Genomic DNA, 17,198 nt, shown 5'->3' with positions numbered 1-17,198 from the left:
GCTTTTTTAATTCTTTTGTGCAATTGTCTGCCTCTGACTATTGCTTAAACCTAAGCGCTGATACTCGCTTTCAGGGGCTTCAATCTGATCCATTACTTTAATCAATTTCTGAATCATTTCTTGTTCAATCAGTGGGTCATGAAGCGGTGTTAACTGCTTTGGATCATTCTTTAGATCAAACAGCAAGTGGCCTACTGAATAAGAATCGATATAGGTGGAAACTTCAACTTCTGTGTAAGGAAAATGATTTGTAAATCGATTGCCCTCTTTCAAGACCATGCTGTCTAAGACCTCTTTATTCAAAAAACCACGCAATGAAGCATAACTAAGCGTCTGCATGGTGATTGGTCCATTCGAAGGGTGAACCGATGCACGCATATACACATAACGACCATCGTAGATATTGACATGACCGCCGTTTGTACCAAAAATAATTTCTTGATGGAGCGGTTGGGAATGCTGTTTTTTCAACACAGGCAGCAAAGATTTGCCATCCATATCTAAGGTGTTCTCAATTTCAAAATAATCCAATAAAGTTGCTGGAATGTCGATGGTTTGACTCAATACTTGAGTATGGGTTCCCGATTCAGCCTGTGGGTAACTGATGAAAAAGGGCAGATGGATGATTTCTTCATACATCGGCGCGACATTTTTTCCTAACCAGTCATGTTCCCCTAACAAAAAGCCATGGTCGGTATTCACAATGATCAAGGTATCCTCCCACATATTATTTTTTTCTATAAAGTCCAGCACTCGTCCTAAGTGATGGTCACACATACTGATCAACGCTGCGTATTCTTTTTGCAGCTCAATCAAATCCTGCTCGCCAACATCTTCTGTTACACGACCATATTTTGGCCAAAAGTAAGGTGATTCATTTGGTGTCTCCTGGTACAATTTGCGATAGGTTTCTGGCACATAAAATGGTTCATGGGGGTCAAAACATTCGAGTTGCAAAAACCATTGATCTTCATTTTTGTACTGTTCCAAAAAATCCAAGCCGGCTTGGATCGTTTGAACCGTGGACAGGTCTTCTTCTACTGCTTGCCGTGTTCGATTCGCAAAATGCTGTTCCACAGAAATACCACTTTTATTTAACGGATTCAGCGGTGGATGATTCTCTGCCTGTTTTCTTGGAACCCATCGGTCACCTTCTTGTCCTCTAAATCCTTCCCATGTGGAATAACGGTTATGATAAGTGGCACCGCCATCTTCAAAGTAATGGGAATGGTCGGTTACCAAATGACAATAGACACCATTTTGCTGCAGCGTATCAAAAATTGACGAATCAAACGGTTCTAATTGACCCCACGAACGATGCATAAAATTGTAACGACCTGTATGAAGTTCTCTTCTTGCTGGCATACAAGGCATGCTGCCACCATAAAAGTTGTCAAACGTAACCGTTTTTTCTCTTAGCCGTTCAAAGTTTGGCGTGTTGATCCAATCGTTTCCGTAGTTTGATAAAAAATCTCTAGCCAGAGTATCAAACATCAGCATAATTGCTCGCATAGCATTCTTTCCTTCTTTCTTTTCTTTCCTTTTCTTGGTCATTGCGACTACTTGACGATCGTTATCGCCCCTCGATTATCATCAGCGATCACATCTAAGTATGCGGAAGTATTCGTAACGACGATCGGCGTCACTAACGAGTATCCCGCCTCTTCAATTTCTTCTTTATCAAATGTAAGCAATACCTCTCCTTGCTTGACCTGATCCCCTTGCTTGACTTTTGTTTCGAAAAAACGACCATCTAAGTTCACTGTATCCATGCCGATGTGAATCAACACTTCCACGCCATCGTCCGACTTCAAGCCAATCGCATGCTTCGTTGGAAACAGTGTTTCAACTACTCCGTCAAAAGGTGCTCGAACCAGTCCTTCATCTGGTGAAACTGCTAAGCCTTTTCCTAATAGTCCATTTGCAAATGCTTGATCTTCTACTGCCGACAAAGGCAAAACGATGCCTGTTAATGGTAGCGAAAAAGTGATTTCTTTCGCTGCTCTTTCTGATGGGATCAAAGGTGAGGCTTCATTATCACTAGCTGTTGCTTCTTGCCGATCCTCTTGCGGATCATACAAGAAGGTAATCGTTAAAATGAATGATAAGACGAATGCTACAGTGATCGCTAATACATACCCATAAAAGCCGCTTCCGATGCCTTCTGTCGGATCAATGTAGTTGGGTAAACTAAAGATACCCATCCCACCTATAATAAAAGATTTTGTTCCCATGGCACCCATGATCAATCCGCCGATCGAGGCTGAAATCAAGGTCGCAATAAATGGTTTTTTTCTAGGCAACGTGATGCCGTACAAGGATGGCTCCGATACCCCAAACAGACTGGAAATAAATGCGGGAATCCCGATTGCCCGAATAGAATTATTTCTAGACTTAATAATAACTGCCAGCACAGCTCCTGCGGTCGCAAATGGAGTCGCTTGTCCTAAGACCATCACTGGGTCGTAACCAAGAACACCAATATTGTTGATTGCGATCGGAATGATTCCCCAATGAAGACCAAACATGACCAACACTTGCCAAACAGCACCAACTGCAATCCCTGCAATAATTGGGCTGAAGTTATAGATCGCCAACACAGCCGCACCCAACAAATTGCCGATCCACGTCGCGATCGGACCAATGACAATGAAAGTCAGCGGAACCATGATCAAGACGGTTAGAAAAGGAACTAAGAAACTCCGTACAATACTAGGAATGATTTTTGTAATGCCTTTTTCTAATTTGGCACCAAAATAGGTAGCAATGACGATTGGAATAACGCTGGAACTATAACTCATTAGAATGACTGGTATTCCTAAAAAAGTGACATAAACAGGCGATTCAAAAACAGTTCCTGCAAACAAGGTATACAACGGTTCGGCATTTGCCGTCAAGCCAGACAAGGCTGGATAAACAAGGGCAGCACCGATCGCCATACCGACAAATTGCTTTAAACCAAATTTTTTCGCTGCGGTATATCCTAAAAAGATTGGAAAGAAGTAGAAGAAACAATCGCCTGCTGCTTGCAAAATCGCATAGGTTCCTGACGTATTCTCAATCCATCCCAAAGAAACAAATAGCGCATTTAATCCTTTGATCATTCCTGTGGCAGCTAGAAGACCCAATACAGGTGTAAAGATACTGGAGATCACATCGATAAAAGCATCCAGCGGTCCCTTCTTCTCTCCCGAAGGTGCCGCATCATTTCCTGCCAATCCTGCATGTTGAACAAATTCTTGGTACACCTCTGGCACATGATTGCCGATCACGACTTGGTATTGACCGCCGCTTTGAACGACTGTCACGATCCCTTTCGTCTTTTTCAGTGTTTCGGTGTCTGCTTGCTCCTCATGTTTTAAATCAAAACGCAGTCTTGTGATGCAGTGGGTCACCCCATTGATATTTTCTTTTCCGCCGACTCCTTTTAAAATTTCATCGACCAATTCTTGATATGCCATCGTTCTCATCCTTTCAATGTAAAAATAAAAAGCAAGACAAATAACTATTCCTTGATGGAATAATTATCAGTCTTGCCTGCATTATCAGTAACAACCTTTATTCGTTCTCTATTAACTTTTGAATGTGTAATGTTAAGTACAGCTTTTCATCATCGTTCAAGGGAACATCTAAATACTTTTCAATCAAAAGCATCGTCTTATAAGCGTCTGCATACTGTCCACTCACGTGTCCCAATAGTGGGTTTGCTTTTACCACATCTGGTCGAGCCTTCAATCGTTGGAAAAAAAAGCGCAAATGGGTGATAAATCGATCGAATGCCAAAGAGTTTTCATCAATTTGTATCTTGTTTGAAAATCGTATAAGTGAAATAATATCGCGAATCTTTTTTGCAATCGATTGGACATCTTTTGGCTGATCAACCTCATCTGTTACTTGTGCATTGATCAAATGCATTGCTATATTTCCTGCTTCTTCTTCCTCAAAGACGACCCCTGTTTCTTGTCCGATCATTTCCAATGCTTTTTTACCAACTTCAAATTCCTGCGGATAAAACTTTTTTATTTCCCATGATAATCGGTTCGTAACTGTGATTCCTTGTTCATGCAGTTTGAACAGGTTATACAGATGATCGGTAAGTGATACATACAGCGTCTCGCTTAACTCCTGTTTTATTTCCGCTTTTGCAAGTGAGATAATATCATCCGCTAAAGACACATAGTTTGTTGGTATGGATGACAATAAACTTAAAAACCGCTCGGAAACTTTGTTCTTATGAAGCACAAACACTTTTTCAATTTTTGATTCATCGGCGGTTTGTCCTGGTTTCATTTTGAAGCCAAGGCCGGTACCGATCCAGATAAAATCTTTGCCATCTTGTCCGACCAAAACTGCATTGTTGTTTAAGATTTTTTTGATCTTCAAGACGCTTCTCACCTCCTTAAAATGAAAAAAGGCTATACCTTAATACATGTGTAGGATCCATACACACGTAAAAAGGTATAGCCTGCATTATCAGTAACTACCCATTTGATTGCCTTTACTATACTATTTTTCTAGAAACGTTGCAAGCGTTTTATTGATTTTTCTTTTTTTGCTTCGTTTCAAATAGACACGGATCAGCCTTTCTCCAAACTGCTCACTGATCCAACAACCGGCTTTGCCCTTCGATTTTTTGGATCTCCGTAATGTCTTGCGTGACTTCTAGACAACCTAAATAGATGCCTGCTTCATTTTTTAATGCAAAGTAGCGAATATAGATTTTACGCCCCCGCATATCGATCCAAAATTCAGCTGTCTCCCTTGTACCCGCTCGAAAATCATCCAAAATCTGTTGCACGAGATGCATGCTTTTCGGTGGATGGCAGTTGACGACTTCACGACCTAAAACCGAATTCGTTCGTGGAAAGACGCGACTCTTGCCTTCTGAATAAAAGCGCACCCGCTCTTCACTATCTACAAAGGTCAAGTCCACTGGCAGCGTTTGAAAAATGGCCACCAATTGCTCAAATTGCAGATTACCAGTAGGCAATGAAACGGTCGGCTGTTCAGCAATTTGCGGCGAATCTTCCGATTCTGTGACTTGAAAGTCATTGAATCCTAAACCGGCTGCGATGCCAGCGGTTGTTTCTTGGGCTTGTTTGATCGCCGCTTGCCGTGCGGGTTCTGCCGCCTGTTCCTTTTCAAGGGCTTCTTGGCTCGGTTTCCAAGGAAGCGGTTCTGGGATAAAGGCAAAGCCGATGTCAAAGCTGTCAGCCGCAATTTGTTCCCAATCTTTAAGACTGAAGACATCCAGCGTCATGGGCACCATGATTTCTTCTTCTTTGAAAATCATCTCTTCAATCTCGTTTTTGACTGCTTCCCATTGGACAGCGATTGGATTATAGGCAGCTTTTTCGGATGCCAAAAGCTCATTGAGCGCTTTGATCATAACCCGAATATCATCATCAACACCCCACATCACTTTTGGCGGCGCAGTGATGCCGTACTTCTCCATGTAAGAAAAAATCAACGTTTCTTTTCGCGCATAGTGTTTGTCGATCTGCATTAAATCATTGCAGGCAGCTTGTAGACGCTTTTTAGGCGTCCAATCACCGGTTTTGATTTTGGCTAAGAGGCTGTCGATCTCATCGGCCAACAGGGATTGCAGGACTTGGTTCTCCAATTTCAGGGTATGCACAGGATGGCCTGGTTGCCCATATTCTTCATTGGAGTGATGGATCTCGTTGATCGAACCTTTGAAAACAGCAGCATGAATATTGCACAAACGCTGAATCTCAGAAGGGTCCAACCCCGTTTGGATCAAAGCTTTTTCAGCAGCAGTGATCTCCGTCACATCCACACCATCAAATTCTTCGTTAAACAAGCGTTTAGCTTCTTCAAAGGAACCGCCTTGGTGAAGCAAACTCAGTATTTCGACGATCCGTTCTTGTCTTTGACTGTTGGTTTTCATTTCGTCGCTCCTTTCACAAGAAAACCTTGTTTTTCGAAAGCGAGACAAACCATTTCCAAGGGGATCTTCTTCATCTGAGCACCTTTGGGTATCGTCATATAACGTCCAGCAGTTTGCAGCATCCCTGGTTGATTGATCGCCGTAAACCCTAGTTGACTCATGATTTCTTGTATTTCAGGATATTGTGCCACAAGTTCATAGAGCGTTTTTGACAGATCGATTTCTTTCATAGTAAGGTCTTCCTTTCAGTGAGAATGATTCTCAATAAGATATCCTTAGTATAAATCATTTTGTTCAAAAATACACGAACTGCCGCAAAAATTCATCAATTGATCATTTTTTTCTAAGATTGTCGGTAACGGCACACCACTTTTTCCAACCAATCGATACTGGCAAAAAGCAGATAGCCCATCAAAGCAATCAGGAGGATACCCGAAAGCATTTGTGGGTAGTCCATTTTTGACCACGCACTTAAGATCAGATAGCCGACACCATACGTCGTGTTATAATTTTCGGCAAAAAAGAGGGAAGCCAACGCGATCCCGATACTGACCCGCACACTGGCAAAAAGCGCGGGCATGAGCGCGGGCAAAATAACGAAGCGCAAGACATGGCGCCATTGGTTGGTATAATTTTTCATGACCTGAAAATACGCTGGTGGGATCTTCGTGACTGCATCACGAATCGAGACGATCACTTGAATGACGATCACCGCAAAAATCAAGAGAATTTTTGAGAGATTGCCTAAGCCAAAGAAAATCATAAAGACGGGTAAAAACGCAACTTTAGGAATCGGATATAAAAAGTAAAGCAGTGGACCAAGCAGCCGATCCACTCTTTGGGATCGCCCAATCAAGATCCCTAACGGCACCCCGACTAGCAACGCCCCACTCAACGCCGCAAATACCCGCAGCAAACTGGCACCTGCGTGGATCAGTAAGACTTCTCGCAATGCCCAAAAACGTTCAGCCGTTTCTAAAGGATTAGGCAGTGAGCGATTGTTGGTCACCCAGCTTACACCCCACCAAACCACGACAAACGAACAGAAGCCCCAAGCAAAAGATTTGATGGTTTTCATTGCCTCGCCTCCCTCATTTGTTCTTTCAACTGCAAGACGACTTCATAAAATGCCAATGAGTCTCGTTCCTGCTGGCTGCCGTAAAAAGGATTACTGATCGGCGTAACACCCTGATCTTTTAGCAGCAAAATTGTCTGCCCCAAAAACACTGCCTCTTCTGGATCGTGGGTCACCACAATCAAGCTGTTTTGTCTGCGCTGCTGTTGGGCAGCGATCATGGCTTGGGCGTTTGCTTTGGTTTCTTGGTCCAGTGAAGCAGTCGGCTCATCCAATAATAAAACATCGGGCTGTGTGATCAGTCCCCGCCCCATGGCGGCCCGCTGTTTTTGACCGCCGCTAAGCTGATGCGGATAGCGGTCCTGCACCTGCGTCAATCCCAACTCAGCCAAACAGCTGGCGACCCGTTTTTTACGGCGCTCACTAGGGGTTTGGTTGATGAGCAGCGGCATTTCCAGTGCTTGGTAGACTGTTTGCCAAGGAAACAAATGCAGTTCTTGGAAAACGACCTCGATGTTGTCAGGGGAACAGCCTTGGTAAGTGATCGTGCCCGATTGCGGTCGCTGCAACCCTTTGATCAAGGATAAAAGCGTGCTTTTGCCAATCCCCGATTCTCCAAGCAGCACATAAGTCGCGCCTTGTTCAAAACAAAACGAAAGGTTTTTAAAAATGGTGGTATCTCCATAGGTAAAGGAAACGGAATCGAATAGAATACTCATCAGAGAATAAACTTCTTTCTTCAAATTATTTGTGTTGGTTTTCACATTTTGTGCTATACTATTTTTTGCGTGATTGACAAGAAAGGATGGTTTATGATGTTTCAGACCCTCGTATTTCATGAAATACGTCCCGAAGCAGAACTTTATGATCAGGTTCGCCCGATCAAAGTTGCAGACGGTTATCAAGATGCCTTGCCTCTGCCCTTATTCAATAGCACTTCTCATTTTAAACAACAAATTGACTTTTTGAAAGCAGAAAATTACCATACGTTGACCCTTGTAGAAGTCAAAGATTTTTATTTCCAGCAGCAGCCGCTACCAGAAAAATCCGTGTTGCTGACCTTTGACGACTGCTATCAATCGATGAAAGAATATGCCTACCCACTGTTGAAAGAAGCTGGTTTCAAGGCAACAGCCTTTGTCGTGACTGGCTGGCTTTTTGATGCCCCTCAGCCTTACGAGCCAGAAGTTTCGCGGACATTGAGCAGCGCCGAATTAGCCGAAATGAGCGATGTCTTCGAATATGCCAACCATACCGATCATTTTCACGAACGCAAGGACCAGCAAGGGCGTTCAATGTGGGAAACACCAGCAGCCTTTGCGCAAGACTTACGAAGCTGCAATCAGCACGTGGCCATCAAGGATGTTTTTGCCTATCCCTTTGGCTTTTATGATCCGCAGACGATCACTACCTTGGAAAAGGAAGGCTTCGTTCTAGCATTTACCACCAAACCAGGTATCAACACGGCACAAACCAAGCCAATGGAACTCCATCGGGCAGTCATCCCGTTCTCACTACCAATGGCTGCTTTTGAACAACGATTTAGAAACGAGGAAATGAACCAATGAAAAAAACGATTTTAGCAAGTATCCTAGCACTATTCGCTGTTGGCGCTGCCGCATGCGGTAACACTGGCGAAACAGCAAGTACCAGCAATTCCAGCACTAGCAGTACAGAAGCTGCGGTCACAGATCAAACATTGACGATCGGGGTGTTACCAGCAGAATCAGCGATTCCGATCATTCTAGCAAAAGAAGAAGGCTTTTTCGAAAAGCAAGGATTGACTGTGGAACTCAAATCCTTCACTTCCCCGAATGACCGCAATGTGGCGGTGCAGGCAGGCGAGCTGGATGGTACGATCAGCGATGTCATGACAGAAGCGACCTTTAAGCAAAACGGCATTGATATGACGATCACTTCTGATATTTTGGAAAACTTCAAGATTCTCGCTTCACCGAATTCAGGGATCACTGAGATGAAAGGGTTAGCGGATAAAAAAATCACCCTTGTACCGAATTTCATTTTAGAATACATCATGGACCAATTTGCACAGGAAAATGATTTTACCTATGACATCGTGGATATCGCTTCTTTTTCTGCCCGTTCCGAAGCATTGCTCAATGACCAAGTCGATGGCGCTGTTTATACGGAACCGCAAGCCAGCATGTTGGCTGCCCAAGGGGCGATTGTTTTAGGCAGCTCTAAAGATGCTGGCATCAAAGGCGGCACACTACAATTTATGGACGAAGTTATCCAAAATCGCCCGCAAGACCTAAAAGCATTCTACAGTGCTTACAACGAAGCCATCGATTACATGAATGCTCATTCAGCAAAAGACTATGCCGACATCTTGGCAGACTATCAATTTCCCGATGCTATGAGTACTTACTTAGACAGCCAGGAAGACTATCCGTATGCCCAGGCAGTGCCGCAAGAGCAATTCGACGCAATCATTGCTTGGACGAAAGACAAGGATCAAATCGACCAAGCGTATTCTTACAACGAGTTGACCAATTTCGATTTTTTACCCGCTGACGAATAAGAAACAACAAAAAAGACGCATTTGCGTCTTTTTTTGTTGTTTCACTTCTTTTTGATACTCTTTTTTGCTCGTGGCAAGAAATTCAGGTATACTTTTGACAAATCAGCTGCCATGAAAGGATTTGATGCAATGCCAACGATCGCGGTTTATGCCGACCAGAAAGAAGATACTTGGGAAGCACACTTGACTCACCAGTTAAAAATAAATGAAGAAAGGACCCAGGCTCATCAAACATTCCATAACGAACCTTTAACGATCGACGAATACTTCTTTACAGAAGATTCTGCCCCTTTTCATACGAATCAAGCCGTCAAGCAGCAATTAGCAAGCAATGGCCGCAGCTGTCTGCCACTCGTGTATGTCGACGATCAGCTATTTTGCCAAGGTCGCTTGCCAACGATCCGTGAATGGGAACAATTGACGAAATCTGGGATCACTGTGCAATTTGATGAGTAGCAGCCACTGTTCTCTTTGCCAGACAAAACAACGCACCACGTGCCAATCATCAGCGTTTAGTTCTCCCCCTTCGCGGCAACTGCGTCGGTAACGCCTTTTTCTTCTTCTGTTAAACTTCGTTCGCTGATTTTAAAGAATGGATAGTAGATCGCCACACTAATCAGTAAGGAAGCGATACTCCAAAGAACAGCAGGGATATTGCCGCCGGTTGCAAGGTAAGTATTGATAAAGGGCGGTGTGGTCCACGGTGGATTGAACATGATTCGCCCAATGACATTGGTGACCGACAAGAAATACGTTCCGACACATAATACAAGGGGTGTCAGGATGAAAGGAATCATCATAATAGGGTTCATCACGATCGGAAACCCAAAAATGATTGGCTCATTGATACAAAAAATAGCAGAGGGCAAAGCCATCTTCCCTAGGGAACGATAGGCTTTTTTCTTTGAAACTAACATGTTGATGATCAGCCCCAGTGTTGAACCAGTGCCTCCATAGCACAAAAACATGATATAAAACCCGCCTGCAAAAATGTTCGGTAACGGTTCGCCTGCAGTGTAGGCTTCGGTATTGGCTGCTAATAAAGCTAGAAAAATCGGATCGCCGATACTCCCCATCACATTGCTGCCATGAATCCCTAAACACCAAAGCAACAAAATCAAAAAGGTATACAACAGCATCCCAGGCAATGTGTTTAGACCAACTGCCAGCGGTGAAAAGATGGCTTGCACGAATTGATTGACATTAAATTCCAACAAGACCCGAATCACCCAGGCACCAGTGATGATGGCAGCTCCAGGAAGCAAGACCGAAAAACTCTTGGCAACTGCGGGCGGCACTTCTGCTGGCATCCGAATCACTAAGCGGTGCTTGAGAAAAAAGCGATGGATCACTACTGTCGCAATCGCTGTGACGATTCCTGTAAACAGACCAGACGCCCCCAAAGAAGCTGGATCGATCGTCCATTCTTCCCCCGCCTGCAGCAGCAAAAACGCGCAGACTGCCAACACGACAGAACCGATCCGATCGATCTCATACGAGGCCGCCAAATAGTAGGCGATCCCGATACAAGCGGCCAGTCCCAAAATTCCAAATGTAAAATTGCTGGCGGCGCCTAGTTTGACGCCAAACTCCCCGACAAACTCGGTCCAGCCAGGAAAAGGCAGATTGGCTAAAATCAAAAAGAGACTGCCGATTATCGTCAGCGGCATCGTGACGGCGACTCCGTTGCGCACGGCAACTAAAAACCGATTTTCACTGATCCTAACCAATTTTGGTGCAAAATTTTCCTGAAACCCTTCAATCAACCGATTCATCCTGTCTCCTCCTACTAAATATCTCGCTTTTTTAATAAGAGTAGCATAAAAAACGCTTTCTGCATTTTTAGAACACTCGACGCCTTCCCAATTCCAAGAATACTACTGGCTAACTGTTTCTTTGCCAAATGGGTAAAGCCGCTGCCAAATCACGTTCCTTCGACCAAGCGATGGCACCTGACAGCAAAAAGAAACTAATGACCGTCCCTTCCCTCACCGCTAGCGGTAAGCCCAAACTGATCGCTAGCAAGAGTGCCCCCGAAATACAGACTGCATCAACGCCATAACGGTACTGCTTAAATGTCCAACGACTGCGTTGCGCCAGCAAATGACACCAGTGCTCGATTGGAAATTTCAAGACCTGCAACCGTAGGACTTGTCCCGTCGCCGTTCCAGAAATCAAGATCCCACCGATCAAAGCAGCTAGTTGGCTCCAATAATTCGTCAAGTGCAGCGATGCCAAGAAGTAGTAAACAAAGCCATTGATCAAATAGCCGAATGCCAGCAAAGCAAAAAACATAGTCAAGTACTCACTGCCTTTTTGTTTGAGGGACGTCTGCCGCCGATCCAATAGCCAACAGGCAGCTAAAAAGCCCAAGTTGATGGCTGTTGTGATGGTGCCGACTTTGATTCCTGACATCGTTGCCAGCGTAACATTCAAGGCATTAAAACTACTGACCCCAACGCTTGCCTTAATGGTCAAGCTGATCCCGAATGCACTCAACCCATAAAAAATCCCTGATCCTATCCATTGCTTTTTATTCATTTTTTCTCCCACACTTTCTTTTTTGCTTTTCTAAGTATGTGCTATACTGACTAAAAACAAATAGGAGATTTCTCCTAGTTCGGAGGAAAAAAGTGAAAAAAACCGCTTATGCCTTGGCAATAAAGCAGGTACCAATCAAAGAAAGCTGCCCCTTGCCGATTCCTGAGGAGATTTTACAACAAAGTGCCCTCTGGACCTTTGATCATCGAGAAGCGATCCAAAAAGAAACGGTGCCGATGTCGGTCTTTTTCGTCCTATTGACTGGCAAAGCCAAGATCATTCAAACGCAAGAAAACGGCAAACGTGCCTTGCTGCAGTTTCTCCATCCTGGTGATTGCATTGGCGATCTCACGTTGATTGGCGCCGAAACAGTACCGAAAACCGTGGTTGCGATCGGTGAAACAACATGTCTGGGCATTCCGATGCAAGCAGCAGCTCACGGGCTCATGCAAGACCTGGCTTTCGTACAAACACTAGGCAAAACTATCGGTGAAAAATTGCTGCTGCGTATGGATCATTTTTCCGTCAATCAAACCTATCCCTTAGCTTGGCGCCTTGCCCATCTACTGTTGGAAGCTTCGATCGATGATCTTTTTCAAGAAAAATTAACGGAGACCGCAGAATACTTAGGCGTGAGCTATCGCCATTTGACGTATACCTTAAAAGATTTCAAAACGCAAAAACTAGTCACAAAAACTGCAGACGGCTATCGGATCGATGCGCCTGCGCTGCAGACCTTTATCCAAAACCAACAAAAGCAGTAACAAGCAAATAACGACAGCAAAATAGTTGGTATGATGCCCCCCTAAAAGCCAGAGAAAAAGCTGACTCTTGGGGGTGCAACAAGAAAAACCAACTGTTTGCTGTCGTTTTCGGATCGTTGCTTTAATTTTTCGCCAATGCCCAAGCATTGACACAAACCGTGCCGGTTCCGCTGAGAGCGATCGCCTCGGTCCGTTTGGGATACACGCGAGAGGTCAAACAATATTGCCCGCCATTTAGGAAGATCTCAATCGAAGACGTATCGACAAAAATCTGCAGCTGCGTCAGTTCATCGACCTTGACACTGCGCTGTTTACGACCGTAGCCAGAAACGCCATGATGGATCGTGAAGACACCAGCTTCATAAGCCAAAGTCGTATCTTGCAAAAGTCCAAGCTGGAACTGCTGCAATGGGGCTTCCGCCGTAACTTGCAACTCATATGCCAATTCACCGAAAGACAAGTGCTGCGGTTTCTCTGAAAGCACAATTTTTTGGCTGACTTGCTTGTCTCGCAATTTTTTAAATTCTGGCAAAGGTTGTTGATACAACTGGTCATTTTTGACCGAAAGCTGTCTTGGCAGCGTTGCGGCATGCTGCCAGCCGCGAGGGATCGTAGGATTGCTGTATTCAGGACTGGTATCCCCTAGCCCCATCCAGCCCCACAAGATCCGACGTTTCTGCTCATCTTCAAAGGTTTGCGGGGCATAGAAGTCAAACCCATAATCAAGTTCACGAAACGCAGAAGTTTCTTTAAACGTCAGGGTTTCCCAATCCACCTCACCGATCAGATACCCTGATTGATGAATATTTTGGTAGGCATGTTCTTTGGCTGCCAAGCCTTGCGGTGAGAAGACCAACACATCTTTGCCATCTAAATGGAAGTAGTCTGGGCATTCCCACATGTAGCCTAGAGCATAGTCCTCACCGAAAAAGATTCCTCGATAGGTCCATTCATTTAAATCCGTCGATTCATAAATCAAAATTTTGCCTTCGTTTTCCAACGTACGCGCGCCTAGCAGCATATAGTAGGTGTCTTCGTGGGCAAAAACCTTTGGGTCACGAATATGATCGGTAAATCCTTCAGGGTAGTCCTCATGAGGAATCACGACTTCTTGCTTTTCGACGGTATAGCCGTCTTTGCTGATTACATGGACCGTGTTTTGTTCTCGTCCACTAAAGGTATAGTCATGATCACCTGAATGTTTGACATTCCCAGTATAGAAGAAATGGATCGCGTCATTCTCGATAAAGGCAGAGCCCGAGTAGACCCCGTCTTTGTCATAGTCGTGTTCGGGAGAAAGAAACAGCGCTTCTTCTTGAAACGTGACATAATCCGTCGACGTTTTGTGTCCCCAGTGGGGTGGTTCCCCGCCATGGGGCGTTTGCGGTACATATTGATGGTAAAAATGAACCACGCCTTTGAATTGGCAAAGACCATTCGGGTCGTTCATCCATCCTGTTTCTGGCATCAAATGATAGTTCAAGCGCCACGCATCAGCACTGATTTTTTCTGCTAATTCGCTTTGGGTTTGGGCAAGCTGTGCCCAGTATTCCTTCGTTAACAATGTGGTACCTCTTTTCTCTTGCCGATGAACAGCAAGGGATTATTTATTGGTTCAACTCTTTGGCTAGCGGTTTGCGCTGCAATTGGACACCAGCAAAACCGACACCAAAGGCAATCAAAATCACGACAACGTATTTCAGCATGGCACCGAAATCTCCAGTATACAACAACAGTCCTGGAATAAAAGTGATGCCCATCCCAGTGGCAGCTAATTGGAAGACATACGTCGCAAACCCGCCGACTGCGCCTCCCAGCATGCCTGCGCCAAAAATGCGCATCGAGCGTAAGTTGACCCCAAATAGTAAAGGTTCAGTGATCCCAAATAAGGTTGGAACCGCCGCACTGATGGCATTTGAGCGTTTGACTTTGTTTTTATAAATAAATGACGCAGCAATCGCAGCCCCAAATTGTCCCGCCATACTTGCTGTACCTAAGACTTGTAGGACGTTTTCGCCTGTCGTATTCAATAACCCTAACTCAATAATACTTAACGAATGGTGCAATCCAGTGATTACGATCACTTGCTGAACCCCTCCGTAAATGATATAACCGATGCCCAATGGTGCTTGCACCAAGTAGACGATACTGTTGATGACTGCTCTTTCAGCTACTTGCAAGATTGGTCCTAACGCAAACAAAATCAAACCTAAAGTAATGACAATCGTTAAGAATGGTGTCACGATCAAGTCCATCATTTGCGGAACAAATTTACGGAACCATTTTTCTAGCTTAGAAACTAAGATCCCGACAATAATTGCTGGAAAAATCGACCCTTGATACCCAGAGATCGATAATCCGAATAAGTGCAATGGCTCTGCATCCCCGCTGGCAACTGCCCAAGCGTTCGGCAATTGCGGTGCCACCATCATCAATCCTACCACGATCCCAATGATCGGATTACCGCCGAATTTTTTCGTCGCACTATAGGCGATCAAAACAGGTAAAAAGGCAAACGCTGTATCCGTTAACATTTCAAACATAGCTAACCAGTCAGCACTATAAGTGACCCCCAACTCGGTCAATAATCCCCGAATCCCCATCAAAAGCCCCGTCGTTACCAAAGCTGGAATCAATGGCACCAAGACATCTGACAACGTGCGGACGACTTTTTGGACGGGTGACAGATTCGAATACACATCATCTTTGAAGCCAGCTTTATCAGCGGAGGCGTCATTGCCCATTTCTGCTGCGAAGGCTTGATAAACTTCATTGACTTTTCCTGTTCCAAAAATGAACTGATGCTGTCCCGTGTTGAAAAAATAGCCCTTGCTACCCTCAACTGCTTCCGCTTTGTCTTTATCTACTAACTGATCGTCTTTCAAAATCAAGCGCAAACGTGTGGCACAGTGTTCAAAGTTTTTGACATTTTCTTTGCCGCCAACAGCTTCTAACACTTGGTCGATCGTTTTTTGTTCCTTCATTTTTCCCACTCCTTTGATCGTCGGTCCATTTGTGGAACCGGTTCTACATTTGTAGATTAACAGAAACCGTTTGCAATTGCAAGCAAAGAAAGTAAAAAAACAGAACGCCGCAACTGGACGTCCTGTTTTCTCTAAAAATGTTTGCTTTATTTCTCCTGCTTGTCAAGCTTGGCAGTCGACTGTTTGACCACTAATCGATTCGGTAATTCGATCACCTCAGGAACCTCTTCCCCTTGCGTCAGTTTTTGGATCGTTAAGACGGCATCGATGCCTAATTGGACATAGGGATATTGGGTCGTTGTGATGGTCGGATAGACATAATCCGTCGAATCATAGCCGCCAAATCCGTTCAAGGAAAAGTCTTGCGGCACTTGATACCCTAGTTCATGGGCGGCTTTCAGTACAGCAACAGCAATATTGTCCGTAGCACAGGCGATGTACGTTGCCGATTGATCTTTCAAGAACATAAGGGCTTTTTGGTACGTTTCTCTTCTTGAAAAGGACGTTTCGATAAAGTCGACTTTGACGTTGGGCGTTTGTGCTAAGACATCAAGAAATCCTTTTTTCCGCAAGACACCTACCGCATAATCATTCTCGCTGACACCAACAAATAAATAACGTCGGTGGCCAGCGCTGACTGCATATTCTGCCATGGTTTTGCCAGCTTGATAATCTTCATGGACGATGGAATGAATGCCAGCTAACTGTTGACCTAACAATAAAACAGGCATAGGAACCTCTGCCAGCACCGCTTGCAGCTGCGGCGTGATTTTGCGCGCAAACAGGATCATCCCTGCTACTTTTTGTTTGACCAGCATTTCGATATTTTCTAATTCCCGTTCATCGCTTTGATCAGAGTTGGTGATTAGCATTTGATAGCCGTTTTCCCGTGCCGTCGTATCGATCCCTTTCAACACATCATTTGTCGATGGTGAATTCAGTCGAGGAATGATCACGCCCAGCAATTTCGTGTCTTGGGCTTTCAGCGAACGAGCAAATGTATTGGGGCGATAGCCAGTTTCAGCAATGATCTGATCAATTTTTTGGCGCTTTTCTTCACTGATATAGCCATTGTTCAGATAGCGGGAAACCGTACTTTTCGCTACTCCCGCCTTTTCAGCAATGTCCTTGATCGTTGTCATGATTTCCCACCTTTGCGTTTTCTTTTATTATAACAATAACAGAAAGAAAAGCGCAGGTTTTGCGTGAAAATTGTTGGGTTGGGCGGTTTTGGAATGAAGTTTCACTTTTTCGTTGCTTTAATACCCTGGTCCTTGGTATGCCATAAATGATCCATCTAAAAAACTTCGTAATTCTGCTTAAAATCTAACATCTATTTTTCTGAGATGTTCATCCATCTTTTCAAACAATATTTCATTGC

Annotated in this window: 16 protein-coding genes; 4 read left to right on the top strand and 12 right to left on the bottom strand. The window is 44.4% G+C overall.

All coding sequences use genetic code 11. From position 1 onward, the window contains the following. Positions 1-6: 6 nt before the first annotated feature. From A5867_RS06245 to A5867_RS06215, 7 genes are all read right to left on the bottom strand, one after another. A complete protein-coding gene (locus tag A5867_RS06245) occupies positions 7-1,512 on the bottom strand; it encodes a sulfatase-like hydrolase/transferase (protein WP_087627136.1) in 1,506 nt (501 codons plus the stop codon). Between the two features lie 47 nt (positions 1,513-1,559). Then, complete coding sequence (locus tag A5867_RS06240; protein ID WP_015509281.1) at positions 1,560-3,461, bottom strand: beta-glucoside-specific PTS transporter subunit IIABC; 1,902 nt, start codon at positions 3,459-3,461, stop codon at positions 1,560-1,562. A 97-nt stretch (positions 3,462-3,558) separates the two neighbouring features. Then, positions 3,559-4,383, bottom strand: a complete 825-nt coding sequence (locus A5867_RS06235) for a PRD domain-containing protein (protein WP_205820711.1) — start codon at positions 4,381-4,383, stop codon at positions 3,559-3,561. Between the two features lie 214 nt (positions 4,384-4,597). Further along, positions 4,598-5,911 carry a DUF438 domain-containing protein gene (locus tag A5867_RS06230; RefSeq protein ID WP_087627134.1) on the bottom strand — a complete coding sequence of 438 codons (1,314 nt, stop codon included), beginning with the start codon at positions 5,909-5,911 and terminating at the stop codon, positions 4,598-4,600. After that, complete coding sequence (locus A5867_RS06225) at positions 5,908-6,141, bottom strand: DUF1858 domain-containing protein (protein WP_010747746.1); 234 nt, start codon at positions 6,139-6,141, stop codon at positions 5,908-5,910. The genes A5867_RS06230 and A5867_RS06225 overlap by 4 nt, the downstream gene beginning before the upstream one ends. A 113-nt stretch (positions 6,142-6,254) precedes the next feature. Further along, positions 6,255-6,989 carry an ABC transporter permease gene (locus A5867_RS06220; RefSeq protein ID WP_086294841.1) on the bottom strand — a complete coding sequence of 245 codons (735 nt, stop codon included), beginning with the start codon at positions 6,987-6,989 and terminating at the stop codon, positions 6,255-6,257. Then, entirely contained in the window at positions 6,986-7,705 is a 720-nt protein-coding gene (locus tag A5867_RS06215) for an ATP-binding cassette domain-containing protein (RefSeq protein WP_195960380.1), read from the bottom strand. The genes A5867_RS06220 and A5867_RS06215 overlap by 4 nt, the downstream gene beginning before the upstream one ends. Before the next feature lie 96 nt (positions 7,706-7,801). Here A5867_RS06215 and A5867_RS06210 point away from each other — a divergent pair, with 96 nt between their 5' ends. The 3 genes from A5867_RS06210 to A5867_RS06200 are packed head-to-tail and all read left to right on the top strand — an operon-like array spanning position 7,802 to position 9,984. Continuing rightward, positions 7,802-8,554, top strand: a complete 753-nt coding sequence (locus tag A5867_RS06210; protein WP_170927505.1) for a polysaccharide deacetylase family protein — start codon at positions 7,802-7,804, stop codon at positions 8,552-8,554. Then, on the top strand, positions 8,551-9,528 hold the full coding sequence (locus A5867_RS06205) for a MetQ/NlpA family ABC transporter substrate-binding protein (RefSeq protein ID WP_086294838.1): 978 nt from the start codon (positions 8,551-8,553) through the stop codon (positions 9,526-9,528). The genes A5867_RS06210 and A5867_RS06205 overlap by 4 nt, the downstream gene beginning before the upstream one ends. A gap of 51 nt (positions 9,529-9,579) precedes the next feature. Then, entirely contained in the window at positions 9,580-9,984 is a 405-nt protein-coding gene (locus tag A5867_RS06200; RefSeq protein ID WP_087628161.1) for an arsenic metallochaperone ArsD family protein, read from the top strand. Between the two features lie 56 nt (positions 9,985-10,040). Here A5867_RS06200 and A5867_RS06195 read toward each other — a convergent pair whose 3' ends face one another. Together A5867_RS06195 and A5867_RS06190 are read right to left on the bottom strand one after the other, a co-directional pair. Further along, a complete protein-coding gene (locus A5867_RS06195; RefSeq protein ID WP_010747740.1) occupies positions 10,041-11,303 on the bottom strand; it encodes a PTS transporter subunit EIIC in 1,263 nt (420 codons plus the stop codon). Between the two features lie 109 nt (positions 11,304-11,412). Continuing rightward, positions 11,413-12,069, bottom strand: a complete 657-nt coding sequence (locus A5867_RS06190) for a hypothetical protein (protein WP_087627132.1) — start codon at positions 12,067-12,069, stop codon at positions 11,413-11,415. 92 nt (positions 12,070-12,161) lie between these two features. On the opposite strand from A5867_RS06190, the gene A5867_RS06185 reads away from it, so the two are divergent. Further along, positions 12,162-12,833 carry a cyclic nucleotide-binding domain-containing protein gene (locus tag A5867_RS06185; RefSeq protein WP_005225467.1) on the top strand — a complete coding sequence of 224 codons (672 nt, stop codon included), beginning with the start codon at positions 12,162-12,164 and terminating at the stop codon, positions 12,831-12,833. A gap of 121 nt (positions 12,834-12,954) precedes the next feature. On the opposite strand, the gene A5867_RS06180 is transcribed toward A5867_RS06185, so the two are convergent. The 3 genes from A5867_RS06180 to A5867_RS06170 form a co-directional block, all read right to left on the bottom strand. Continuing rightward, positions 12,955-14,397 (bottom strand): glycoside hydrolase family 32 protein, encoded by a 1,443-nt coding sequence (locus A5867_RS06180; protein WP_087627131.1) that lies wholly within the window; start codon positions 14,395-14,397, stop codon positions 12,955-12,957. Positions 14,398-14,440: 43 nt separating this feature from the next. Next, positions 14,441-15,817, bottom strand: a complete 1,377-nt coding sequence (locus A5867_RS06175; RefSeq protein ID WP_087627130.1) for a PTS transporter subunit EIIC — start codon at positions 15,815-15,817, stop codon at positions 14,441-14,443. 146 nt (positions 15,818-15,963) lie between these two features. Further along, entirely contained in the window at positions 15,964-16,959 is a 996-nt protein-coding gene (locus A5867_RS06170; RefSeq protein WP_087627129.1) for a LacI family DNA-binding transcriptional regulator, read from the bottom strand. Positions 16,960-17,198: the final 239 nt, after the last annotated feature.

Origin of the sequence: Enterococcus sp. 6D12_DIV0197 (genome assembly GCF_002174385.1) — a bacterium.
GTDB classification, from domain to species: Bacteria; Bacillota; Bacilli; order Lactobacillales; family Enterococcaceae; genus Enterococcus_D; species Enterococcus_D casseliflavus.
The sequence above is the reverse complement of the archived record's forward strand: the minus strand, read 5'-3'. Positions and strand labels throughout refer to the sequence as shown.